Here is a 23,176-nt window from a genome sequence, read left to right as displayed (position 1 = left end):
ATCTCGATGAGCGTTGCCCCGACCCCTGCAGACCATTTCACCTTCGGCCTCTGGACCGTGGGATGGACCGGTGCCGATCCCTTCGGCGTCGCCACCCGCAAGAACCTGGACCCGGTAGAAGCCGTCCACAAGCTCGCCGAGCTCGGCGCCTACGGCATCACCTTCCACGACAATGACCTGATTCCCTTTGACGCCACCGAGGCAGAACGCGAAAAGATCCTCGGCGACTTCAACCAGGCGCTGGAGGACACCGGACTGAAGGTCCCGATGGTGACCACCAACCTGTTCAGCCACCCGGTCTTCAAGGACGGCGGCTTCACCTCCAACGACCGTTCGATCCGCCGCTTCGCCCTGGCCAAGGTGCTGCACAACATCGACCTGGCTGCGCAAATGGGCGCCGAAACCTTCGTCATGTGGGGCGGGCGCGAAGGCAGCGAATACGATGGCTCCAAGGACCTGGCCGCAGCACTGGATCGCATGCGAGAAGGCGTTGACACGGCAGCGGGCTACATCAAGGACAAGGGCTACAACCTGCGCATTGCGCTGGAGCCGAAGCCGAATGAACCACGCGGCGACATCTTCCTGCCCACCGTCGGCCACGGCCTGGCCTTCATCGAGCAGCTGGAGCACGGGGACATCGTCGGCCTGAACCCGGAAACCGGCCACGAGCAGATGGCCGGGCTGAACTTCACCCACGGCATCGCCCAGGCACTGTGGGCCGAAAAGCTGTTCCACATCGACCTCAACGGCCAGCGCGGCATCAAGTACGACCAGGACCTGGTCTTCGGCCACGGCGATCTGACCAGCGCCTTCTTCACCGTCGACCTGCTGGAGAACGGCTTCCCCAACGGCGGGCCGAAGTACACCGGACCGCGCCACTTCGACTACAAGCCATCGCGCACCGATGGCTACGACGGCGTCTGGGACTCGGCCAAGGCCAACATGTCCATGTACCTGCTGCTCAAGGAGCGCGCGCTGGCCTTCCGCGCGGACCCGGAAGTCCAGGAAGCCATGAAGACCTCGGGCGTCTTCGAACTGGGCGAATCCACCCTGGACGCCGGGGAAAGCGCAGCGGATCTGATGAGCGATTCGGCGAGCTTCGCCGGCTTTGACGCCGAGGCCGCAGCACAGCGCAACTTCGCCTTCATCCGCCTGAACCAGCTGGCCATCGAGCACCTGCTCGGCTCCCGCTAGCCCCTGCCAGAACCCACCGCAGAAAGCAGCCACATTCAATGACGCTTGTCGCCGGGATCGACTCCTCCACCCAGTCCTGCAAGGTTGTCATCCGCGACGCCGGCACCGGAGCCCTGGTCCGCTCCGGACGTGCCAGCCACCCGGAGGGCACCGAAGTGGACCCGGAGTTCTGGTTCAGCGCCCTGCAAGAAGCGATCGCCCAGGCCGGCGGCCTGGATGATGTGGCCGCGATCTCGGTGGGCGGGCAACAGCACGGCATGGTGGTGCTGGATGCCACCGGTGCGGTGATCCGCCCTGCGCTGCTGTGGAATGACAATCGCAGCGCGCAGGCGGCCACCGACATCATCGCCGAAGCCGGCAACGGCGACAGCGAGGCCGGCGCCGCCTACTGGGCACAGCGCACCGGCACCCTGCCCGTCTCCTCGATCACCCTGACCAAGCTGCGCTGGCTCAAGGACCATGAACCGGACAACGCGGCCAAGGTCGCCGCGGTCTGCCTGCCCCACGACTGGCTGTCCTGGCGACTGGCCGGCAACGGCCCGGGCAGCGGCGCCGAAGGCTTGGCAGCCCTGCGCACCGATCGTTCGGACGCTTCGGGCACCGGCTATTACCGGGCCTCCGAGAACGCCTATGACCTCGAAGCGCTGGAGCAGCACCTGGGGCACGCCCCGATTCTTCCCACCGTGGCCGGCCCGCTGGAATCCATTGGCTGCACCGCTTCTGGCGCGCTGATCGGCCCTGGCGCGGGCGATAATGCCGCCGCCGGATTGGGCGTTGGCGCCACCGTTGGCGATGTGGTCATGTCGCTGGGCACCTCCGGCACGGTCTTCGCCGTCGCCGACGCACCCAGCGCAGATGCCACCGGGCTGGTGGCCGGGTTTGCCGATGCCACCGGTAACTACCTCCCGCTGGTATGCACCCTGAATGCCACCCGAATTTTTGATGCCACCGCAAATATCTTGCAGGTGAGCCTGGCAGAGTTTAACGACCTCGCGCTGTCCGCCAGCCCGGGCTGCGACGGCCTGGCGCTGCTGCCCTACTTTGACGGCGAGCGCACCCCGAACCTGCCAGATGCCACCGGTTCGCTGCACGGAATCACCCGGGCGAATTACACCGCACCGAACTTGGCCCGCAGCGCGGTGGAAGCGGTGGTCTGTTCTTTGGCCGACGGCCTGCAGGCGCTGGAGGCCCAGGGTGTTGCGGCGCAGCGCATCATCCTGGTGGGCGGCGGGGCGCAGTCCCGCGCGGTTCAGCACATTGCAGCCCAGGTGCTGGGCCTGCCGATCGTGGTTCCGGCACCGGGCGAATATGTCGCCGACGGTGCCGCTCGCCAGGCCGCCGGAGTGCTTGCCGGGCAGTTCCCGCAGTGGGCCCGGGATTCTGCCGAAGTCCCCGCCACAGAAGCAAGCCCGCATGTTTTGGAACGCTACCGTTCGCTGGTTTCCAGCCAGTGGACAGCAAAGTAGGGATTAGCCGTGAAGCTAGAGACCAGGGAACTGAACTGGGCCGGAAACCTCGAGTACCGGGCCAGCCAATTGCTGTACCCCACCAGCGTCGAGCAGCTGCAGGAACAGGTTCGCGCAGCAACCAAGGTGCGGGCCTTGGGCTCTCGCCATTCCTTTAATGGCATTGCCGATACCAGTGAAACCTTGATTTCCTTGAGCAAGATGCCTGAAGTCATCGAGATCGATGCGAAGGCCATGAGCGTGCGCGTCAGTGGCGGAACCACTTATGGCGCGCTGGCTGATGCTCTTGAGCAAGCTGGTTTTGCGCTGCACAACCTCGCTTCCCTGCCGCATATCTCGGTGGCCGGGGCGGTATCCACCGGCACCCATGGCTCGGGCGAAGCCCACGGCAACCTTGCTACCGCGGTCAGCGCGGTGGAACTGGTACTGGCCGATGGCTCGCAGCTATCCGCCAAGTGGGGCGACCCGGAGTTCGACGGCTACGTGGTGTCCCTTGGCGCCTTGGGTGTAATGACTCACCTGACCTTGGATATTGTGCCGAGCTTTGATGTTCAGCAAACCGTGTACGAGCAGCTGTCCTGGGACAAGGTGCTCGACAACTTTGATGGCCTCCAGGCTTCTGCCTATAGCGTCAGCCTGTTCACCGACTGGAGCGGGGAGCTGGTAGGCCAGACCTGGCTCAAGCGCCGTGTTGGCGATGGCCTGGTCGATGATATTGACCAGGGCAAGTTTGGCGGATTCCCGGCCACCGCCGCGATGCATCCGCTGCCCGGGGCCGACGGCGCCATCTGCAGCGAACAGCTCGGAGCGGCTGGGCCGTGGTCCGACCGGCTCTCCCATTTCCGCATGGACTTCATGCCCAGTGCCGGTGATGAGCTGCAGACCGAATACCTGGTCCCGCGCGAATACGCCGTTCAAGCCATGGCCGCAATGCGACAGCTATCCCCGGTGCTCACTCCCTTGCTGCTGGTGGCCGAGGTGCGAACCATCGCCGCCGACGATTTATGGCTCAGCGGCAACTATGGCCGAGACGGCATTGCCCTGCACTTTACGTGGAAGCCGCAGCAGCAAGCAGTCGAGGCCATCCTCCCGCAGGTTGAATCCGCCCTCGCTCCCTACGCACCTCGCCCGCACTGGGGCAAGCTCTTTGCTGCCACCGCAGCAGATCTGCGTGGAATCTACCCGAAGTTCAACGACTTCATCGCATTAGCTCGGCGCTTGGATCCTGACGGCAAATTCCGCAACGAGTTCCTTCAGCGCAATATTTTTGGTGCGTAGTCACCGAATTACAACAAGTTCGGCCCAATGGGAGACGCGACAGGAAGGTTTCCTTTTCAATCCTGCATCGATCGCAATCGATAGGCCGCAAATCATCTCATTGAGGGCTGTTCCCCTGTTACGAAGATGCCTTTTCCACGATCGCCCGCGCTGCCCTCTCGGCCTGGATCAGCTTGGTATTGCTAATGGGGTCAAAGCCATATCCCGCCCGGGTCTTCATGTGCAGCAGGGTGTCTAGCAATTTTGCAGCTGCGGCATCCGCAGTTGCCAGCAACTTGACGGCATCTTGGTGACTGTCACACTGCGCATACTTGCCAAGAGAGACAGCACAAATAACGTCAGCAGCAGCAATCCCCGCATGAACGTACAGGGTCACCGCAGTGTCTGCCACGACCGAGTCATCCTCATAAAGACTACGAAGATCGTCCGCAGATTGAAGGAATTGCCGAGCTTTGCTTAATCGGCCCTGACGCTCAGCTTTCCCTGCATCTACAGTCTTGATTTTGTCGTGTTTAGGGGTCACTGCGAAACCTTATGCCCACGTGCCATTCGCCGCAGCCACGCCGGGTCTCCCGCAACATCCACCCCGTCTTTGATAATGAGGTCAAATATCGGGGCTGGTTTTACCTCGGCGGCGCGATAGAGCAACGGCCGTACGTCATTGCCCGTCCACCGTGCGACCTTGCTGGCCAGGGCACCAGCCAATTCGTCGTCCAGCCCTTCCGGTGTTTCATCGGGCATCACGATGAGGATGTCAATGTCGCTGTCCGACCGCATTTCACCTCGGGCCGCTGAGCCAAAGATCGTCGCCGTCACAGGCTTGACTGGCCAGCTGTTGATGACATCTTGGATTAGCGAGGTCAGCTCTCTTCTGGAATTGGCGATTTTCAAGATGACATCCGCCAGCAGATGTTCCCGATTCAGGGCATAGGAGTGGGTCCTGCCCGTTATTTGCTCGAGGACGACGCCCTGCTCCACCAATCGAGAGAGCGCCTTGCGCGCCCCCGTGGATGACCCCTCCTCGGGGAGCAGCCGATGGATAGCGGGAATGGTCAGATATTGTTCACTGCGCGATAGGACAGCGAGAACCTGCGAGTCCATTCCCGTTGATCCCAGGGCAGCGAATGGGTTCTGCAGCCGCATAGATGCCTCCTTTATCGACAACAAGTACGCTCTCCTGATACACGAAAGTGTACTTGAATTGACGGAAGAACATCTATGCGCACGAAAGTGCATATCTGATCTGCCCTACTTCCCCCATCTTTTGCGAAGTCAGTAAGCGATTCCCTAATTGATCAACGACAGCACACGCTCAGAATCATGCCGCAGCTTTCGTGGACGCGATGGCTTTGCCGTTCACATTATTTGGAAACCACAGCGACAAGCCGAGGAGACGATCCTGCCTCGCGCCCTGCGCACCTCGCCCGCACTGGGGCAAGCTCTTTGCAGCCACCGCAGGGCAGCTGAGCAGCATGCACCCGAAGTTCTACGACTTCATCGCATTAGCTCGGCGCTTGGATCCTGACGGCAAATTCCGCAACGAGTTCCTTCGGCGCAATATTTTTGGTGCGCAGTCGCTGAAACGATTGGACCTATACTCCGCGGGCTCCACACCAACAGGATCAATAGCGCAACAGCAATCAGTGCCATGCCCGCCCAGCCCGTGAACCCCAAATGCTCCGAGAGCAATCCGACGGCCAATGCGGCGGCAACGGCTGGCTCGCTCAGCGTCACTGTGGTGGCGGTGCTCGCCGGCACCTTGGCCAGCGCCATGCCAAATGCGAGATAGCCCAGGAACATCGGAATCAGTGCCAGATAAGCAGCGACCATGAAGTTCTGGGCGCTGTCCAGAAGTGGCGCGCCGGAGAAAAGCAACACCGGCATCAGCAGCAAGCCTCCGACCCCGAAGACCGAACCCACGGCACCTTGTCGGCCAATCCCAGCCCGGATCAACCGTCCGGTAGCCCATGAATAGCAGGCGTAGCTGGCGCCGGCGACAAGCCCGAGCAGGCACCCTGCCACTACGCCAGTGCCGCTGCCTCCACTCTCCGCGGCTCGCGAGAATCCGAGCAGGGTGCTTCCCGCGATCCCCAGGATCGCCGCGGCATGCCAGCGCACCGTCAATCGTGCACCGTCAGCAAATCGTTCAAGGATTCCGGAAAAGAGCGGGGCCGTGCCCAAGGAGATCACGGTGCCCAGCGCTACTCCTCCCAAGGACATGGAACTGTAGAAGGCCAGCGGATAGATCATGACGGCCACCCCGCCGAAGATCACCAGGCCCTTGTTATCAACCAGTGCACTGCGGTCGCCCCACACCCGGCGTGCTCCCACTGCGCACTGCAGCAGACCGCCAATTCCCAGCGAGGCAGCACCGATGGCAAGTGGCGAAACCTCTGGTGCTTGCGCGGCCACGGTGCCGGTCGTCCCCCACAAAATGGAGGCGAGCAACAAGAGCCCGATAGCTCCGCCTGCACCATTTTGGCGCGGCCTGTTCACAGTGCTCCAACCATGTCGCTGATCATGGACCGCGCTCGCAAGAGCAACGCGCTGCTCCCCTCCAGACCGGCACGCGATATCGCGCCTTCCAGCAGGAAGGAAATCTGCCCGGCCAGCAGGGCAGCCTGTTTTTTCGCAGTCAGGGTTTCCAGGTGGCCAGCAAGAAGTTGTTCCACCTGGGACTTGTGAGCCGCGACAATCGCACGACCCGGATCTCCGGCTGGCAGTTCAGCGGCGGCATTAAGCAGGCCACAGCCGCGGAAACCGTGCTCATACCCGGCTTCCGCGTGGTCAATGTAGGCGTCTACAACGGCGAGCACTCCACCGGCTCCAGCGCCCGCCTTTTCCAGGCGCCTTTGATAGAGCTCCAGCCACTCCTGGTGACGGGCCTGAAGATAAGCGAGAACCAATCCGGTTTTTGACTCGAAGTTGTTGTAGAGGCTCATCTTGGCCACACCGGCCTTGGCGATCACCGCATCGATTCCGGTGGCCGATATCCCGTCGGCATAAAAAAGCTGCGCGGCCGCGTCGAGAAGCTTGGTGCGGGCGGTGATGCGAGGTGACATGAAAACTCCAAAGTAGACTGTTCTGTCTACTTTAAGAGAATAGCCGACTTATACCGACCGGTCTAGCTGTTGCCCGCCCTCGAGATCAGCTTCAAGCAAGCACTCCTGGAAAGCCGTGGCTGCAGGATTTTCAACACCCGTGCCTGCATAGAGCCGCGTCTTCGGCTTGCCCGACAAAGGATGGAATGAGACCTCGGGCATCTGGAAGCGGGAAACCGAGGCTGGCAGGATTGAGACTCCCAGTCCGGCAGCAACCAGCCCGAGGATGGTCTCCTGATGGATCGCCCGTTCCACAATTCGAGGGGGCGTATGCCCGTCAAACAATGAGTGCACCAGGGAATAGAAACCGCTCATGTACTTGTAGGGGAACAGGACAAAGTCTTCGTCCGCTAGCTCGCTAGCGTCGATCTGATCCTGGTTGCCCAGGCGATGCCCTGCAGGAAGTGCCACCACCAGCGGCTCCGAATGGATTTCCCGCAGTTCGATACCGGGCACTCGCGTTGGGTCACGCAGAATCCCAAGGTCGAGACTGCCCTCCAGCAACTTTTCTATCTGCTCGTCCGTAGTCAGCGGGTTCAGCACCAGCTCCACATTCGGCCGCAGCTCACGGAACCTGCGCAGTGCCGAGGGCATGGTGGCATAGCTCGCCGAGCTGACAAATCCAACATTGAGCCGCCCGCGCAGCCCCAGCCCGGCTTCCGTGAGTTCCCGGTTGGCCTTGTCCAGGTCGGACAGCAGCGGCTTGATCCGATCCAGGTACATTCGCCCGGCCGGGGTAAGGCTCACGCTGCGGGTAGTTCGATCAAAAAGCTGGACCCCCAGCTCTTGCTCCAGCTTTTTCACAGCCACCGTCAGGGGTGGCTGGGACATGCGGAGCTCTTCGGCGGCGCGGCCGAAATGCAAATGTTCTGCAACAACGAGGAAGTAGTGAAGGTGGCGCAGTTCCATGCAGTCTATTTTTGCACAAGAACTAATAATGTCTAGGAAAAAAGTATTGGACTGCCTAATAATACGCGTGAGTTACTAGAGGTAGAACAACAAAGATGCCCAGATCAGGAGCAAGCCATGAGCACCTCGTCCCAGTCCCCCTCCGCAGAATACGTCGTCATTGGGGCAGGTCTGGCCGGCTCTTCAACAGCCTGGCGACTAGCTCAGCGAGGCTACGAAGTCGCATTGCTTGAACGCAAGGTACCAGCGGCAGCCGATGCCAGTTCGCATGGCTCCGCACGAATTTTCCGCTACGCCTACCCCGACCAGTTCTACACGGATCTTGTTGTCCGCGCCCGTACCGCTTGGGACGAGCTGGAAGAAGCCAGCGGCAGCCAGCTGATCGCCCCGCATGGCTCCGTCGACTACGGCCCTTTGCGCAACCCCCGGCACCTCGCCGAAATTCTCGCAAACTCCGGCGTGGAGCATGAACTGCTCTCGGCCGCTGAGGCGCGCAACCGCTTTAACGGAATCAACTTCGATACCGAGGTTCTCTGGCACCCAGGGGCCGGGGTGTTGGATTCCGAACGCTCCGTCCAGGCGATGGTCGCACAGGCAAAGATCCACGGAGTCAAGATTGAAACCCAATGGCCCGTCGCCTCTGTCGAGGCAACAGCTAATGGCTACAAGCTCACCTCCAGCGACGGCCGCACCTATCTCGCTTCCAAGATCATCGTCACCGCAGGTGGCTGGCTGCCAGAACTGCTCGGCAATCTGCCATTGCCCTCCGGCTTCCTGCGCAGCATCCCCACGATGGACATCTATCAAGAGAATGCCTACCACTTCCCCTACCGGGACCAGGATCCCGAGGCCCGCCTGGCATGGCCCACCTACATCCACAAGGATCCTGCTTTCAAGTCCTACGGCCTGCCCGGTGGACGCGACGCAAGCTTCCGCGGCCAAAAGGTCGCAGAGTACATGGCCGGGCACCGCATGGACACCGCCAGCCAGCAGAACGGCCAGATCGATCCGGCCAACCGCGAACGCGTGATCGAGTACGTGAAAAAGTACCTTCCCGGACTGGAACCCACGCCCTATGCGGAGACCACCTGCATCTTCAGCGCAACCCCCACCGAGGATTTCATCATGGATGAAGCGGATGGCATCACCATCCTCTCCCCTTGCTCGGGGCATGGCGCCAAGTTCGGTCCGCTGCTCGGCGAACTGGCGGCAGACCTCGCCACCGGGGCGCGCGAAACCCCCGAGCTTTTCCGCCTGGCATCCCACGCCAAGGCCATGGCCTAGAAGACCGAGCAGAAAGCCCTTTTGGAGAATCCCTTGTTCAACATCCCGCTAGACCTGCCCACGACGACGGTCACCGAGCTCATGGCAGGCATCGCTGAAACCGGCCAAGACCAGCTGCGAGGCGGCTACTCCCGCCCAGTGTATTCCAGCGCTGAAATTGATTTGCGCACCTGGTTCATCGAGCAAGCCACTCGACGGCAGCTGAGCGTTGAGGAAGACGGCAACGGTGCACTATGGGCATGGTGGGATTTGCCGACCGGCATCCGCACCAACGCTGTAGTTACCGGTAGCCACCTTGATTCGGTTCCCGGCGGCGGACCCTTTGACGGTCCGTTGGGTGTAGCCAGCGCACTAATTGCCTTTGACCTGATGCAGTCACGCAATCTTGTGCGCACCCGAGCCATGGCCATCGTGGTCTTCCCGGAAGAAGAAGGCTCCCGCTTTGGCGTGGCTTGCCTGGGTTCGCGCCTGCTCACCGGAGCCATCGACCGGGACAAGGCCCTGAACCTGAAGGACCCCGACGGCAACAGTTTTGCTGATATCGCTACCAGAAATGGCCTTGATCCACGCTTCATCGGCTCGGACCGCCGCCTCTTGGGACAGATTGGCGTCTTCGTCGAGCTGCATGTGGAACAGGGACTCGGCCTGGCAGACCTTGATCATCCGGTAGCCATCGGCGGATCCATCCTCGGCCACGGCCGCTGGAAGCTGAGCATGCTCGGGCAAGGCAACCACGCCGGAACAACGCTCATGTCCGACAGGAAGGACCCGATGGTGGCCGCTGCCCGGAGCATTGCCGCGGTGCAGCATATTGCCCGCTCGCGAGATAACGCACGAGCTACCGTGGGCCGGCTGCAGCCGGTGCCAGGCGGAACCAACGTCATCGCTTCGCGCGTGGACTACTGGCTGGACGTGCGGCATCCAGATGATGCGGTGACAGCCGGAGTAGTTCAAGAGATTCACGAATCAGCGCGGATCATTGCCGCTGAAGAGGGGTGTACGCTGGAATTTTCCCAGGAGTCGTTGAGCCCGACGGTAACTTTTGATGCAGGGCTTTCTGGGAAACTTTCCCTGGCGCTCCCCAAAGCACCGGTACTGGATACCGGCGCGGGGCATGACGCTGGAGTACTGGCCAGACACGTACCGAGTGCCATGATCTTTGTCCGCAATCCCAACGGTGTCTCCCACTCCCCCGAAGAATACGTGGAAGACGCTGATGCCGAGCTCGGTGCGGCAGCTCTGGCCGACGCCTTGTCGTCTTTGCTGTCATAGCCGCTCCGCAGCTAAAAGCGCAGTGCCGGATACCGGTGCTGCGCTTTTGCGTGTTTTGAAATGGATGGTGCTTGCTACCTGGGATTCAGGGGCGCTCTTCCCAAAACATTAGCTCATGCCTATCGCAAGAGAATAGTCGTTCCATGCAACGCTGCACTCGATGCAACCCGGCACTGGTAGAGAACGGGAGCCGACAAGCCTTCCTAGCTTTCCAGCTTTCCAGCTTTCCAGCTTTCCAGCTTCCTAGCTTTCTAGCTTTCTAGCTTTCTAGCTTTCTAGCTTTCTAGCAAGCATGTATTTTGCCCGCAGGCAACTCAATCGCTCTCCCAAATTCCACTGACGATTCCTGCACCTGTCTCAAGCCCAGAATCCGTTGGAAATGCCCTCGCAATCTGCTCCGGACATGGCAAATCCCCGGAAAGCGGCCACACTCCGCTTTCCGGGGATCTGCGTTTATCTAAGTCCGGCAAGCCGGACCTAAAACTCTAGGCGAGGACCGGGGCGTCCCACAGGTTCAGGACCTGGCCAATGTTCTTCTCCTCGGCCGACTGGTACAGATCGGTAGCCCATGCCACGTCTTCAATCGGCATGCCACCCACCGAGTAGAGGATGATTTCTTCATCATTGCGGCGAGCCGGGATCTTGCCGGTAGCGACGTCAGCAATCTCTTCCAGCTTGGATTCGGGCAGCTTGCCTTCACGCATCAAATCATGGAAGTGAGTGCCGGGAATCCCCAGCAGCTGATAGGCCTGGGTGCCGTACTCCTCAGCCCACGCATCGTACAAGCCGCGGGCATCGAGAATCAGCCGAGCGTCGTTGATGACAAAGTCATCATCAAAACGTGCAGCCGCGGGCAGCAGCAAGAGAGCTCCGGGCTTGATGGCTGCGGTTGGGAAGTAAGGGAACGCCTCGGATCCCTTGATGTCGGTGCTGGTGGTCGCCATAATGACGTCCGCATCCTTGATCGCTTCCTCAACAGAGCCAGCGGCCACAATCGACTTCACCTGCGGGAAGTTGTCACGGATGTACTGCGCAAAGGTCTCCACGCCAGCGGCCGAACGGCCCTTGACGGTCACGGTGTCGATGCTCGGACGCAGTGACAGGGTCGCGTCAATGACGGACTTGGCAATCACACCTGGGCCAACGACGGCAGCAACCTTGGCATCCTGCTTGGCCAGGTGCTTCACACCAACCCCCGGAACGGCTCCTGTGCGGTAGGCACTGAGCAGGTTTGCGCTCATCACAGCCATCGGGGCGCCGGTGTCGGTGTCGTTAAGGGTGAACAGGTGAATGGACCGGGGCTGGCCCTTGGCCCGGTTCGCGGTGTTCGAGCCGTACCACTTCACGCCCGTGGTCCCGAATCGTCCACCGAGATAGGCCGGCATGGCCATGAAACGGCGGTCAGGGCCATCGCTTGGCATGCCTTCGTGAACAGGGTTCTGCGGGAAGGTGATCATCGCTCCGTGCGAGTTTCCGTTCTCGCCGGCCATCCGGTAGTCCCCATTGCGCAACAGGATCAGCGCTTCTTCCATCACCTCGGTGCAACGGGTGATGTCGGTGACTCCTGCTGCGATCATGTCCTGTTCGCTGAGGTAGCGGAAGTTGATAGTAGTCATGTGGTGCTCCTTTGCTGGATTTTCTAATCGATCAATGCTCAGATGGCTGCTTCGCCGGTTTCACCGGTTCGCACGCGGATGATCTGTTCCAGTGAAGAAACCCAGACCTTGCCGTCGCCGATTTCGCCGTCCTCGCCGGTTTTTGCGGTGCGGACAATAAGGTCCAGGGCGCGTTCCAAATCCGATTCTGCAACCAGCAGTTCCAGGCGGATCTTGGTCCTGAACTTCACGGAAAATTCTTGGCCTCGGTAATACTCGGTGCGCCCGCCCTGGGCGCCCCGGCCCTGGACTTCGGTGGCGGTCACTCCCGAGAAGCCGGCCTTCTCCAATTCGGAACATATGGATTCAAGCCTGATGGGCTTGATAACTGCAGTGATAAGTTTCATGGCAGAGCCTTTCTGTTCAGGCTGCTAGAGCTGACGGCTGTCGTAGGCGGATTCGGCATGGATGGAGTTATCCAACCCAGCCTCTTCTTCCGCCTCGCTGACGCGGATTGGGGAAATCTTGTTCATCACCCAGGCGATGGCGAAGGTCATGGCGAAGCTGTAAATCAAGGTGGCGGCAATCGCGATCAGCTCGTGGCCCAACTCGGCGAAGTGGCCACCGAAGAAGATGCCAGCCATTTCACCTGGCGCTTTTGGATTGGCGAAAAAGGTCGCGAACAGCGAACCGGTGATGCCGGCGATGCCGTGCACCGCAAAAACATCCAGCGAGTCATCAATCTGGTGGCGACGCTTCCAGGTGATGGCCCACGCGGCAGCTGCGGCGGCAAGGAAACCGACCATCAGTGCGCCAATCGGACCCACCACGTCTGCCACCGGGGTGATGCCGACCATTCCGGCAATGGCTCCGGTACCCAAACCCAGCATGGTGGCATGGCCATCACGGACACGCTCGATCGTGATGAACCCCAGCATGCCACCGCACAGGGCCAGCAAGGTAGTGAGGATGACGTATTGGGCCATGAAATTCGCTCCGCCGGCGGTGCCGCCGTTGAACCCCATCCAGCCAGTAGCAAGCAAGCCCACGCCGATCATCATCAGCGGCAGGTTATGCGGACGCCCCGGGTGCATTTTTCGCTTGCCCAAGACCACGGCCAGCGCCAGACCCGCAGCACCGGCATTCATGTGCACCGCGGTGCCACCGGCAAAGTCGTGGAAGCCCAGTTTGTTGCGCAACCAGCCGCCGACGGCGCCGGTCTCTGGATTATCAAGCGCAAAGACCCAGTGTCCCAGCGGGCAGTAGACCAAAATGATCCACAGGGCCACGAAGACCAGCCAAGCACCGAATTTCATGCGCCCGGCAGCGCCGGAAGCTACCAGCGCCACGGAGATTGCGGCAAAGAGGATGTAGAACGCACCCCAGAAGGTTCCTCCCGCCTCGTCGTCGGACATGAAGTCGGAGAAGAAGGTGTAGTCGAAGGGATTGCCGATGATTCCTGCGCCCCCGAGCGAATCACCGAGAACCAGTCCATGGCCGATAACCACGTAGACAACGCCGGTCACCGCCAATGCGCTGAGCACCATCAGCATCATGTTCAGGACGTTGCGTCCGTTGAGCATGCCACCGTACAGCATTGCCAGTCCTGGGAACATCAGCAGGACCATGGCGAATGCCGCCAGGAGCCATGCCATGTCAGCGGCTTCCATGATGGGCGCCCCTTTCGAAGTTTGTGTTTGCGAGCAATTTCAAACTATCGATGCAACATTCCGCTTCGCTTTCGAATCCATTTCCAGCAAGCAACATAATGTTTCGTTTCACAGCCCAAATATCGACCGTGTGAATTCTTTGTAAAAGGCCGGTCATCAGCGGACTTCTTGTAGGTTGACGGGCACCTCGAAGATATTCTGGAAGGCAATTATTAGCGGTCGACATGGCTTTATTAGCCAGTCGCTATAGATGAACTTGGGGAAACATGCAGGAAACATCCGCGATTCCACTACGAAATCCGGGACTTGTAGCTTAGGTTTCATCAACCCTTATCGGCCATTTTCACAGGCCCGAAATGCATTAGTTGGAGCTGGTCTTGGCACCTTTGAATTTCACGGTTCTGCACATACGCGAATCCCGACCGCACAACCCCCTATTCCAGCAGGAACTTGACGAGCTCAACGAAAACACCGTCGGCCAGATCATCGATGCCGGGCACAACGCAGCGCTGGTTCCATGCAGTGAACTAAGCCTCGAGCAGGTGCTGCAGTTTGTTGACGCGGCAGACGCAGTGCTGGTCATGGGCGGCGAAGATGTCGAGCCATCGCTCTACGGACGCACCTCGGCCTACCCCGGAGGTGGTCATCACGAGCTTGCTGCGGACCGGAACCACGTTGCCGCCATCCAGCATGCCATCGCCACCAGGACGCCTTTGCTCGGAATCTGCCGTGGCCTGCAGCTGTTAAACGTTGCCTTGGGCGGCACCTTGATTCAGCACCTGGAGAATGCCGATGCCCACCGCAGCACGGGTAATGATCCTTTTGTCGATACCCGTTTCGACTCCATCGCTTCCGGGCTGGAAGAAGACCTGTCTGCCAAGGCCACCCACAAGTGCACACATCACCAAGCCATACACGAGCTGGGCAAGGGCCTGCAGATCGCAGCCATGTCCACCGACGACATTATCGAGGCGGTCGTGCACGAGTCAGCTCCAGTGACCGCAGTGCAATGGCACCCGGAACATCCCCACACTGCTTCCAGCCAGCTCCGCGCGCTGATCCAGCGCTTGGCAATGCAGTGCCAGGCAGCATCAGGCGTAGCTCCCGAACTCATCAACGGCTAGCACGCCAGAGAGCTGCCTGCCTGAGGCTAGACTTGGTCTTATGGCATTGACTCAGTTAGCGGTCGTGAGTACCGCGGTCGACATCCTGCAACAGTTCGGGTTGGCTGACTTGTCGATGCGCCGTCTGGCCAAGGAGCTGGATGTTCAAGTTGGCGCTCTCTACTGGCATGTGAAGAACAAGCAGGAATTGCTGGCCCAGGTGGCCGCCAAGCTGCTCAACACTCCGCAGCTCTCGGTCAATGCCCATGACTTCAGCACTCCTGCCGATGCCATTCTTCAACTTTCTCGGCGGCTGTATCTCGCGTTGTTGCCGATTCAGGACAGCCCTGAAGTCATTGAAGTTGCCACCGCAATGCAGGCCACTGAATTGTCTCCAGTTCTGCAATTGCGCGAGCTCTTGGAAGCTTCGGGACTGTCTGCCGAGAACGCCCGCCACGGTCAGCAATTGCTGCTCAACCACATCCTCGGGTCTGTCGCCTTCCGCCAGAACCTCGTGCAGTTGGATGTTGATGCACCGCTAGCGGATGGCTTCGATTGGGGACTGCAAAGAGCTGTTGCAGGGCTGGTCAGCTGATAAGTCAGGTTAGAGCCCTATACTGATTCTTGAAGAAACTGAACTGGTACCGGCTTCGGCCCGTCAAGGTTCCGGGCTCCCGGCGACTGCTGCGGCACAAGGGAGCTTCTTCACCGATTACCCTTCGCTTTTGCTTGGCCCCTAATGTGACTGAGCATTCTCCAACAGCGTCAGAACGCGCTAAGCGCAAATACCACGAAGAAAAATGCGCAGGCCCAGAAGGCCACAAGCGCCCAATTGCCAACGAACTTGTCTTCCTCGGAACCGGTTTCCTTCCGATCTCGGCGTTCCCATTCGAATACACCGATGAACAACAAGGCCAAGAGCAAGGCAATGATTGCCGCGACTATCACTTAGTACCAGCTTTCGAATCGTTCACGCACCTGACAATATAGTTCAGTCCGTCGCTTATCGACGTGCGTTATTTCGGACAGCCCTCACGTACTAACCGCGTCATAGATTTGGGGCACATGGCGTGCCACCAGTCTCTTGAACCGAATTTGTCGTATTCACCATTGGAGAACATCTCGATGCCAGAGGTATCAGCGCTCGTTCGGTAATAGGTGATGATCGGATCCCCTTCAGTAGTTGGCGATAAAACAGCCGACTCGGCATTGCGCTCACCTGTCGCTGCATCCATGCAGTCAATGGCCTCTGCTGGTATCTGTTCACCCTGGGCAAGGGTTATCTCCCCACAGGACTCACGTTGAACATCATCATGGAATGCCGAGGGCGCGCGATCAGAATTTCGGGATTTTTCGAATATGTCTTGGGGCCCCGGCTGTCCATCAGGTGTCGCCCCAGCACACCCGGATAGCATCAGCATCGCAAGAACAACGAGAAGCAAGCCAACCGGAATCTTCATGCACAGAGTCTTGCACACGAGACTTCACCAGAAAACAGGCGTAATCGAAACGTGACTTGGGAGTGTTCGAGGGCTAACTCAGCTTGCCGCCAGAGGCTTCCAGATAGCAGGTCGCACATAGCGACTCGTACCAAACGTCGTCACCGTCGATAGCTACCTGGTCTCCGTCAAAGACCACAGCTTCACCAACCCGTCGGGTGTTAAACATCGCCTTGCGCCCACAACGGCAAATGGTCTTCAGCTCTTCCAAGGAATGGGCGAGCTCCATCAGGCGGGCCGAGCCCGGGAAGGCATGGGTGCGGAAGTCAGTGCGGATGCCATAGGCCAATACCGGCACGTTATCCAGCACTGCGATACGCAGCAGATCGTCAACTTGTTCGCGGGAGAGGAATTGCGCCTCATCCACCAGAAGGCATGCCACCGGTGGAGCATCGACATGCGTCAACAACGCATCGGGGTCATCTCCCGAGCTCTGTGCAGCGAATTGCTCCCTGACATTATCTTCAGGGCTAATGGTGAAGTCGGCGATGCGCTTGATTCCCAGTCTCGAAACGATCGAGTTCTCGCCCTTGGTATCCACGCCAGGCTTAGCCAGCAGGATTCGCTGGCCCCGTTCTTCATAGTTGAAAGCAGCCTGGAGCAAACTCGTGGACTTGCCAGAATTCATTGCTCCGTAGCGGAAATACAACTTGGCCACTATCGCTCCTCCAAGAATCGTTGCGCCAACTAACTAGATGGCACCCTACGATCTTAGTGCCAGCACCCTGATACTGTGGTGGTTACACTCGGGCCCGCACTCGATCCAGCTCAACTCACAGCTGGGCTGTTGGCCTGCCCTACCAAGAACTAAACGGATTCCTTCTGCGCTTTTCTGGCAAAAACTAGCCAGTACAGTACCGACATCACTACGACGAAAGGTACGCCGAAGATCAACGTGAACTTGAACTGGGGAACAAAGTACGAGGTCACCAGCAAGGCAGCCAGCAAGAGAGCGCCAAGGATGGACGCAGCTGGGTACCCGAACAGCTTGAACTCCAAGACTTCCTGTTCGCGTTTCACCCTGCGCCGGAAGGACACGTGGGTTAGCAGAATCATGAGCCAGGTAGCCAGCGCGCCGAAGGTGGCCAAAGACAGCATGATGCCGAATCCTCCATCGGGAACCAACGCATAAACCACGGCGGCGACGGCAATGCCGCCAGCAGACATCCACACTGCATGAATCGGCGCCCCTGCACTGTTGGTCCGATGCGCAATGCGTGGCGCATGACCTGAATCAGCCAGGGAATGCAGCATGCGAGTCGCGGCATATAGTTGTGCGTTCATGGCCGAGAGCGCTGCAATAATCAGCACAAAATTCAACACGGAATCAGCAAAGGGTATACCCACCTGGGACATCACCGTCACGAAGGGCGAGCCCCCGGAAATCAGTTCGCTGGTTGGCGCGACTGCCAGAATGAGAGCCATGGTGAATACGTAGAAGAGCAAGAGCCTCAGGAAGGAGACCTTGAAGGACTTGCGCACCGCAATCTTCGGGTTTCGGGCCTCGGCGGCAGCAATTGAGATTGCTTCAATGCCCATATAGGAGAAGATCGCAACAATCACCGCGCTCCATGTGCCAAACAATCCGTTGGCGAAGAAACCGCCTTCAGCGCTGTAGTTATGCACGCCAAACTGGTCTTGCGGATTATGGAATACCAGCCACAGGGCGATGATGATGAAGGCAAGAACCGCAAAAACCTTGATGGCCGAGAACCAGTATTCGGTGGTTCCGAAGATCTTCACGCTGCAGAAGTTCACCGCCAAGAGTACGGCGGAGAAAATAGCCACCCACCACAGTCCGGGAATTTGCGGGAACCAGTACTGCATATATTCGCCGACAGCACTGACTTCGGTACCGACCGCGAAGATCAGCGCGGACCAATACAGGTATTTGGTGAGGTATCCGGCGAAACGGCCCAGATACCGTTCGGCGTAAACGCCAAAGGATCCTGCCACCGGTTGCTTGACCGTCATTTCGGCGAGCGCACCCATCACCAGCAGGGCCACCACGCCACCGATCACGTAGCTGAGGATTACCGATGGCCCAGCCATCATGATGGCCAGCTTGCTGCCGGCAAAAAGCCCGGTGCCAATGGCACTGCCCAGGGCAATCATGGACATTTGCGCAGGGGTCAGTGATTTCTTCAGACCCGACCCGACGTCAGTGGCGCGTACCGGCTGCTTGCCCAACGATGCTCCCTTTAAACTCATACGAACAGCACGGCATCAGAACATGCCGTGCTGCGTATAAGCGTACTCTGGCCATCGCAGGCCATTGGTGGAGCAATCGCAAATTGCCGCCGCTAGTTTCCCGGCTACGTCACGGCATTTCGCACGGCGTACTCTTCACGGTGCCATGCGCCGGTGTGCAGAATTTCACGCAGTTTCTCCACGGCATCCCAGATATCGGTGCGTGTCAGGTACAACGGGGTGATTCCAAAGCGCAGGACTTCGGGCTCGCGGTAATCTCCGATGACGTCGTGGTCGATCAGCGCGGCGATGATTTCGTAGCCATGCTCGTGGCGGAAGCTCACGTGGCTGCCCCGGGCCGTATGCTCTCGTGGAGTCACCAGTTCCAGGCCGTATCCCGCGCACCGGGTCTCAACCAGCGTGATGAACAGGTCCACCAGCTCAAGCGACTTGGCCCGCACCTGAACCATATCGGCTTCCACGGCGATATCGAGTCCTACCTCGACCATGGCCAGCGAGGTCATTGGCTGGGTGCCGCACATGAATCGGCGGATGTCATTGGCTGGCGTGTAGCTTTGCGACATTTCGAATGGCTTGTTGTGGGACCACCATCCTGACAGGGGCTGCCAGAAGCGTTCGTGATGGCGGGCGTTGACCCAAATGAAGGCCGGTGAGCCCGGTCCTCCGTTGAGGTATTTGTAGGTGCACCCCACCGCGTAGTCTGCATCTGCGAGATTCAAGTCGATCGGTACCGCACCTGCGGCATGGGCCAGGTCCCAAATAACCAGCGCGCCGGCAGCGTGGACCGCGGCGGTGATTTCATCCATATTCCACATCGCGCCGGTCCGGTAATTCACATGCGACAGTGCCACGACTGCAACGCTGTCATCCAAAGCCGCGCGCAATGAATCTTCGTCATCAATCAGCTTCACCTCATAGGCGACACCGGTTTCCTGTGACAGCGAGTTGACGAGGTCGGCCAGGCCTTCGGCGATGTAAATGTCGGTAGGGAAATTATCGCGTTCGGTCAGGATCACTCGACGTTCAGGCGCATCGGCCTTTTGCGTACGCAGAGCGGACGCCAGAGCTTTAAAAAGATTCAGCGTGGTGGTGTCGGTGATTGCAGTTTCGTTCGGCTTCCCGCCGATCATGCTGCCGAGCTTGTCCCCCAGCTTCAGCGGCAGGTCGAACCAGCCAGCGGTATTCCATGAACGGATCAGCCCTTGTCCCCATTCTTCGCTGACCACCTGGGCTGCGCGTTCGGCAGCGCCCTTGGGCAAAGCCCCGAGCGAGTTTCCATCAAGGTAAATGATGTTTTCGGGCAAGATGAAACGGTCCGCGAAAGCGGTGAGCGGATCCGCAGCATCCAGCTGGGCCAAGGAATGGCGAGTCAACTCGGTAGGCATTTTGCTCCTAAGATTTCGGTTCTCTGCACTGTAGACATCGTAGAATCGAACACGAGATTATGCGACTGAATCCGAACTTTAATAAAGAATGAATTGAGATATCCGTGGAAAATTCCCTCTGGGAAGTGCAAGGCGAAGCTGTTCCGAATCCTGTTCGCGTTGATGCCACCGATCTGGCGATCCTCTCTGAGCTGAGCCAGGACGCCCGGATCCCCAACAATATTCTCGCCGCGAAAGTTGGCGTGGCTCCATCAACCTGTCTTGGACGGGTCAAAGCCTTGTCCTCGGCCGGAATCATTACCGGGTACCACACGGCTATCAATGAAAAACTGCTTGGTGTCACGGTCAATGCAATGATTTCTGTACTCGTATCGCCGTCAGCCCGGGACCGGTTGCTCTCCTCCGCAAAATCCTTGCAACGGTTGCCCGAAGTAAAAGAAGTCTTCGTATTGGGCGGATCCCCCGATCTGCTGGTTCGGGTAGCTACCCGGAGCATCGATGATCTGCGGACCTTTGTCGCTTCGCATCTGGGGTCTAACCGGGCGTTTTCTTCAACCCAAACAGTGATCATTTTTGAGCATCTGCGCTAGCTGAGCCCGTACCGTCATCTATCGGCAGCTCTCATCTAGATCTCATGTGCATCCGGAACAATGGGTGGCATGGGAAAGGAAACGTTGCGCCGCATTGTGGCTTCATTCGCCGTAGTGGCGGTGATCGGCTTGGGCATCTTTGGAATCAGCCGCGCCATGGGCGGGCCTTCGGACCAGGATCTAGGCGAAGGGTTCATCTTCAAAGAAGATCCTCCTTCCCACACCAGCGGCGTGCCCAACGGACCGACGCGGTCACCGAGTCCGTCAGAGTCTACAACTGCCAAGCCAACGCCTACTCCGTCCACAACGCCTAAACCAAGCAGTTCAACGAAAAATCCGTCGCCAAAACCCACCGCAACGGTTAAGCCCAAACCAACAGCGCCCGCTCCGCCTAAGAAAACCGTCACGCCATTGCCTCCCTCAGGTAGCCAAAACTACGATGACGACGACGATGATGATTACGAAGCCGATGACGACGATGCGGCCGACGACGTAGGCGACGATGACTAAAGCACCCGAACGCCGATGGTCCATCCGCGCTCGCGTGCTAACCGGCATGTTGCTCTTGGTCGGCCTGGCTCTTGTTGCTGCTGGTGCTGCAAGCTTCGCTGTGCAACGCCATGAACTCAATGAACGACTTGATGAATCCCTTTCACGGTCCGTCAAAGAATTCGGCGTGCTGACCGAAACGGGTGTTGACCCGCGGACCATGAAACGATTCGAGCATGCCGAGGACCTGCTCTACATCGCCATGCAGCGCACCCTCCCCTCCCCTAAGCAAGGAATGGTTTCCCTGGTTGGCAAGGAGGTGCGCTGGACTGCGCCGGATATAGTGGGCATCCGGCTGGAAGACGACCCCGAATTCATCGAATGGGCCTTCAACGTTCAAGCCAGCAATCATATTCGGCTCGGCACCGTCAAGACTGACGTCGCCACCTATCGTGCTGTCGTGGTCCCGGTAAGCTTGCCTGCCGACCGCGAGCGCGGCTCCTTTGTCTTGGCCTATGACTACTCGGCCGAGGCTATAGCAAATGACCGGAACTTCATGATCTACAGTGCTGTGGGTGCTTCGGTCATGTTGTTGTCGGCCCTGGCTGCGTGGCTGGTTGTGGGACGAATGCTGGAGCCGATTCGCAGATTGCAGACCACCGCGCAGCAGATCTCCGAAACCGATGTTTCCCAGCGCATTGAAGTCTCCGGCAATGACGAGTTCGCGGATTTGACCGTCACGATTAATGAAATGCTGGACCGCCTCGATGGCGCGCTGAAAGCCCAACGCCAGCTGCTGGACGACGTGGGACATGAGCTTCGCACCCCGGTGACGATCATCAATGGCCACCTGGAGCTCATGGATCCCCATGACCCGCAGGATGTGGAGCAGAGCCGCGATATCGCCATGGACGAGCTGGGTCGCATGTCCCTGCTCATCAATGACCTGGTGACACTCGCCAAGACCAACCGCACAGACTTCCTGCAAATTGAGCCGGTCCAGGTAGGCAAGCTGCTTGACGACATCCTGGATAAGGCCCGCGGGCTGGGCCAGCGCCAATGGCGCATCGACTACCGCACCGAGGCTACGGTCCGATTGGACCCGGCACGCTTGACCCAGGCCATGTTGCAGCTATGCGCCAACGCGGTGAAATTCTCGGAAGAGAATAGCCGTATTGCCCTGGGAAACGAGATCTTGCGGAACGGCCGTGGAGAGACCACCCTGCGCTGGTGGGTATCCGATGCCGGTATCGGCATTCGCTCTGATGATTTGGAACGCATCTTTGAACGCTTTGGCCGCGGGCAGAATTCTGCGCGCTCCTCGGGCTCCGGTTTGGGCCTGAATATCGTGCAAGCTATCGCCGAAACCCACGGTGGACGCGTCTGGGTAAACTCGGAGCCAAAAAACGGTTCCACGTTCTATATTGATTTGCCGCTGTCGACAGGAAGCAAGGAAGAATGAGCCAAATATTGATCGTAGAAGATGAACCTCGCATCAGCTCCTTTGTCGCAAAAGGACTGCGGGCCGCCGGTCTGACCTCCTCCATTGCCCAGACCGGCCACGACGGATTCACCCAAGCGCTCGACGGCGATCACGAATTGATCATCTTGGATTTGGGCTTGCCGGACGAAGACGGCTTCTCTGTCCTGCGCCGGCTGCGGGCAGCGCACATCACCATCCCGGTCATCATTCTGACCGCTCGCGGAAGCGTTGAGGATACTGTCGCCGGACTGCAAAATGGCGCCGATGACTACATGGCCAAGCCATTCCATTTTGATGAGCTGCTTGCCCGGGTTCGGCTGCGGTTGCGGTCCGACGACCACGCCCCTGAAGCTTCTTCCTTGACTCATGAAAACCTGCACATGGATCTGCTACGCAGACGAGTTACGGTGGATTCAACGGAGGTAGATCTTTCCGCCCGTGAATTCGCGCTTACCGAGGCCTTCTTGCGCAACCCTGGCCAGGTGCTCAGCCGCGAACAGCTGCTTTCACGGGTTTGGGGCTACGATTTTGATCCTGGTTCCAACGTCGTAGACGTTTACGTCCGCTACCTTCGCAACAAACTCGGCTCGTCACGCTTCGAGACCGTCCGCGGATTCGGCTACCGGCTAGCGGCCTCAAAATAGTTG

24 protein-coding genes and 1 pseudogene are annotated in these 23,176 nt (G+C 59.2%); 12 read left to right on the top strand and 13 right to left on the bottom strand.

Going from position 1 to position 23,176, the window contains the following annotated elements:
- Positions 1–6: 6 nt before the first annotated feature.
- The 3 genes from xylA to AOZ07_RS01250 are packed head-to-tail and all read left to right on the top strand — an operon-like array spanning position 7 to position 3,938.
- Positions 7–1,194, top strand: a complete 1,188-nt coding sequence (gene xylA, locus AOZ07_RS01260) for a xylose isomerase (RefSeq protein WP_060700343.1) — start codon at positions 7–9, stop codon at positions 1,192–1,194.
- 38 nt (positions 1,195–1,232) lie between these two features.
- On the top strand, positions 1,233–2,660 hold the full coding sequence (gene xylB / locus AOZ07_RS01255) for a xylulokinase (protein WP_060700342.1): 1,428 nt from the start codon (positions 1,233–1,235) through the stop codon (positions 2,658–2,660).
- Positions 2,661–2,669: 9 nt separating this feature from the next.
- Complete coding sequence (locus tag AOZ07_RS01250) at positions 2,670–3,938, top strand: FAD-binding protein (protein WP_060700341.1); 1,269 nt, start codon at positions 2,670–2,672, stop codon at positions 3,936–3,938.
- A gap of 118 nt (positions 3,939–4,056) precedes the next feature.
- On the opposite strand, the gene AOZ07_RS01245 is transcribed toward AOZ07_RS01250, so the two are convergent.
- Entirely contained in the window at positions 4,057–4,461 is a 405-nt protein-coding gene (locus tag AOZ07_RS01245) for a hypothetical protein (protein ID WP_060700340.1), read from the bottom strand.
- The gene (locus tag AOZ07_RS01240; RefSeq protein ID WP_060700339.1) at positions 4,458–5,081 is read right to left on the bottom strand and encodes a nucleotidyltransferase domain-containing protein; all 624 of its coding nucleotides are present in this window, start codon (positions 5,079–5,081) and stop codon (positions 4,458–4,460) included. Before AOZ07_RS01240 ends, AOZ07_RS01245 begins: the two co-directional genes overlap by 4 nt.
- Before the next feature lie 200 nt (positions 5,082–5,281).
- On the opposite strand from AOZ07_RS01240, the pseudogene AOZ07_RS19190 reads away from it, so the two are divergent.
- Positions 5,282–5,437, top strand: a pseudogene (locus AOZ07_RS19190) (D-arabinono-1,4-lactone oxidase); the annotation flags it as partial.
- On the opposite strand, the gene AOZ07_RS01235 reads toward AOZ07_RS19190, so the two are convergent.
- The 3 genes from AOZ07_RS01235 to AOZ07_RS01225 are packed head-to-tail and all read right to left on the bottom strand — an operon-like array spanning position 5,433 to position 7,948.
- A complete protein-coding gene (locus AOZ07_RS01235; protein ID WP_075972382.1) occupies positions 5,433–6,434 on the bottom strand; it encodes a DMT family transporter in 1,002 nt (333 codons plus the stop codon). The pseudogene AOZ07_RS19190 and the gene AOZ07_RS01235 sit on opposite strands and share 5 nt — an antisense overlap.
- Positions 6,431–7,000 (bottom strand): TetR/AcrR family transcriptional regulator, encoded by a 570-nt coding sequence (locus AOZ07_RS01230; protein ID WP_060700338.1) that lies wholly within the window; start codon positions 6,998–7,000, stop codon positions 6,431–6,433. Before AOZ07_RS01230 ends, AOZ07_RS01235 begins: the two co-directional genes overlap by 4 nt.
- A gap of 48 nt (positions 7,001–7,048) precedes the next feature.
- On the bottom strand, positions 7,049–7,948 hold the full coding sequence (locus AOZ07_RS01225) for a LysR family transcriptional regulator (protein ID WP_060700337.1): 900 nt from the start codon (positions 7,946–7,948) through the stop codon (positions 7,049–7,051).
- Between the two features lie 117 nt (positions 7,949–8,065).
- Here AOZ07_RS01225 and AOZ07_RS01220 point away from each other — a divergent pair, with 117 nt between their 5' ends.
- Both AOZ07_RS01220 and AOZ07_RS01215 read left to right on the top strand, forming a co-directional pair.
- Positions 8,066–9,232 (top strand): FAD-dependent oxidoreductase, encoded by a 1,167-nt coding sequence (locus AOZ07_RS01220; protein WP_060700336.1) that lies wholly within the window; start codon positions 8,066–8,068, stop codon positions 9,230–9,232.
- A gap of 21 nt (positions 9,233–9,253) precedes the next feature.
- Positions 9,254–10,504, top strand: a complete 1,251-nt coding sequence (locus AOZ07_RS01215; RefSeq protein WP_075972381.1) for an allantoate amidohydrolase — start codon at positions 9,254–9,256, stop codon at positions 10,502–10,504.
- Positions 10,505–10,989: 485 nt separating this feature from the next.
- On the opposite strand, the gene AOZ07_RS01210 is transcribed toward AOZ07_RS01215, so the two are convergent.
- Genes AOZ07_RS01210 through AOZ07_RS01200 form a run of 3 tightly spaced genes read right to left on the bottom strand, consistent with a single transcriptional unit; the run spans position 10,990 to position 13,769 of the window.
- The gene (locus AOZ07_RS01210) at positions 10,990–12,120 is read right to left on the bottom strand and encodes a tyramine oxidase subunit B (protein ID WP_060700335.1); all 1,131 of its coding nucleotides are present in this window, start codon (positions 12,118–12,120) and stop codon (positions 10,990–10,992) included.
- Positions 12,121–12,158: 38 nt separating this feature from the next.
- Entirely contained in the window at positions 12,159–12,506 is a 348-nt protein-coding gene (locus tag AOZ07_RS01205) for a P-II family nitrogen regulator (protein ID WP_060700334.1), read from the bottom strand.
- 24 nt (positions 12,507–12,530) lie between these two features.
- A complete protein-coding gene (locus AOZ07_RS01200) occupies positions 12,531–13,769 on the bottom strand; it encodes an ammonium transporter (RefSeq protein WP_060700333.1) in 1,239 nt (412 codons plus the stop codon).
- Positions 13,770–14,146: 377 nt separating this feature from the next.
- On the opposite strand from AOZ07_RS01200, the gene AOZ07_RS01195 reads away from it, so the two are divergent.
- Positions 14,147–14,893 carry a gamma-glutamyl-gamma-aminobutyrate hydrolase family protein gene (locus AOZ07_RS01195; protein WP_194943724.1) on the top strand — a complete coding sequence of 249 codons (747 nt, stop codon included), beginning with the start codon at positions 14,147–14,149 and terminating at the stop codon, positions 14,891–14,893.
- Positions 14,894–14,933: 40 nt separating this feature from the next.
- Positions 14,934–15,467 (top strand): TetR/AcrR family transcriptional regulator, encoded by a 534-nt coding sequence (locus AOZ07_RS01190; protein WP_075972380.1) that lies wholly within the window; start codon positions 14,934–14,936, stop codon positions 15,465–15,467.
- A 170-nt stretch (positions 15,468–15,637) separates the two neighbouring features.
- On the opposite strand, the gene AOZ07_RS01185 is transcribed toward AOZ07_RS01190, so the two are convergent.
- From AOZ07_RS01185 to kynU, 5 genes are all read right to left on the bottom strand, one after another.
- Positions 15,638–15,820: a hypothetical protein gene (locus AOZ07_RS01185; protein WP_060700330.1), complete on the bottom strand. Its 183-nt coding sequence runs from the start codon at positions 15,818–15,820 to the stop codon at positions 15,638–15,640.
- 68 nt (positions 15,821–15,888) lie between these two features.
- Positions 15,889–16,332, bottom strand: a complete 444-nt coding sequence (locus AOZ07_RS01180; protein ID WP_060700329.1) for a hypothetical protein — start codon at positions 16,330–16,332, stop codon at positions 15,889–15,891.
- 73 nt (positions 16,333–16,405) lie between these two features.
- Complete coding sequence (locus tag AOZ07_RS01175) at positions 16,406–17,029, bottom strand: thymidine kinase (RefSeq protein WP_060700328.1); 624 nt, start codon at positions 17,027–17,029, stop codon at positions 16,406–16,408.
- A 149-nt stretch (positions 17,030–17,178) separates the two neighbouring features.
- Positions 17,179–18,582 carry an amino acid permease gene (locus AOZ07_RS01170; protein WP_060700327.1) on the bottom strand — a complete coding sequence of 468 codons (1,404 nt, stop codon included), beginning with the start codon at positions 18,580–18,582 and terminating at the stop codon, positions 17,179–17,181.
- 104 nt (positions 18,583–18,686) lie between these two features.
- A complete protein-coding gene (gene kynU, locus AOZ07_RS01165; RefSeq protein ID WP_060700326.1) occupies positions 18,687–19,967 on the bottom strand; it encodes a kynureninase in 1,281 nt (426 codons plus the stop codon).
- 104 nt (positions 19,968–20,071) lie between these two features.
- Between kynU and AOZ07_RS01160 the strand changes: the two genes are divergently transcribed.
- From AOZ07_RS01160 to AOZ07_RS01145, 4 genes are all read left to right on the top strand, one after another.
- Positions 20,072–20,557, top strand: coding sequence for an Lrp/AsnC family transcriptional regulator (locus AOZ07_RS01160; RefSeq protein ID WP_098945481.1), 486 nt, complete (start codon positions 20,072–20,074; stop codon positions 20,555–20,557).
- Between the two features lie 69 nt (positions 20,558–20,626).
- Positions 20,627–21,067, top strand: a complete 441-nt coding sequence (locus AOZ07_RS18585) for a hypothetical protein (protein ID WP_171919445.1) — start codon at positions 20,627–20,629, stop codon at positions 21,065–21,067.
- Entirely contained in the window at positions 21,060–22,508 is a 1,449-nt protein-coding gene (locus AOZ07_RS01150) for a sensor histidine kinase (RefSeq protein ID WP_236995233.1), read from the top strand. Before AOZ07_RS18585 ends, AOZ07_RS01150 begins: the two co-directional genes overlap by 8 nt.
- Positions 22,505–23,173: a response regulator transcription factor gene (locus AOZ07_RS01145; protein ID WP_060700322.1), complete on the top strand. Its 669-nt coding sequence runs from the start codon at positions 22,505–22,507 to the stop codon at positions 23,171–23,173. Before AOZ07_RS01150 ends, AOZ07_RS01145 begins: the two co-directional genes overlap by 4 nt.
- The last annotated feature ends 3 nt before the right edge of the window (positions 23,174–23,176 follow it).

The sequence above is a fragment of the Glutamicibacter halophytocola genome (assembly GCF_001302565.1).
GTDB lineage: Bacteria > Actinomycetota > Actinomycetes > Actinomycetales > Micrococcaceae > Glutamicibacter > Glutamicibacter halophytocola.
This window is presented reverse-complemented; position numbering and strand designations above follow the sequence as displayed.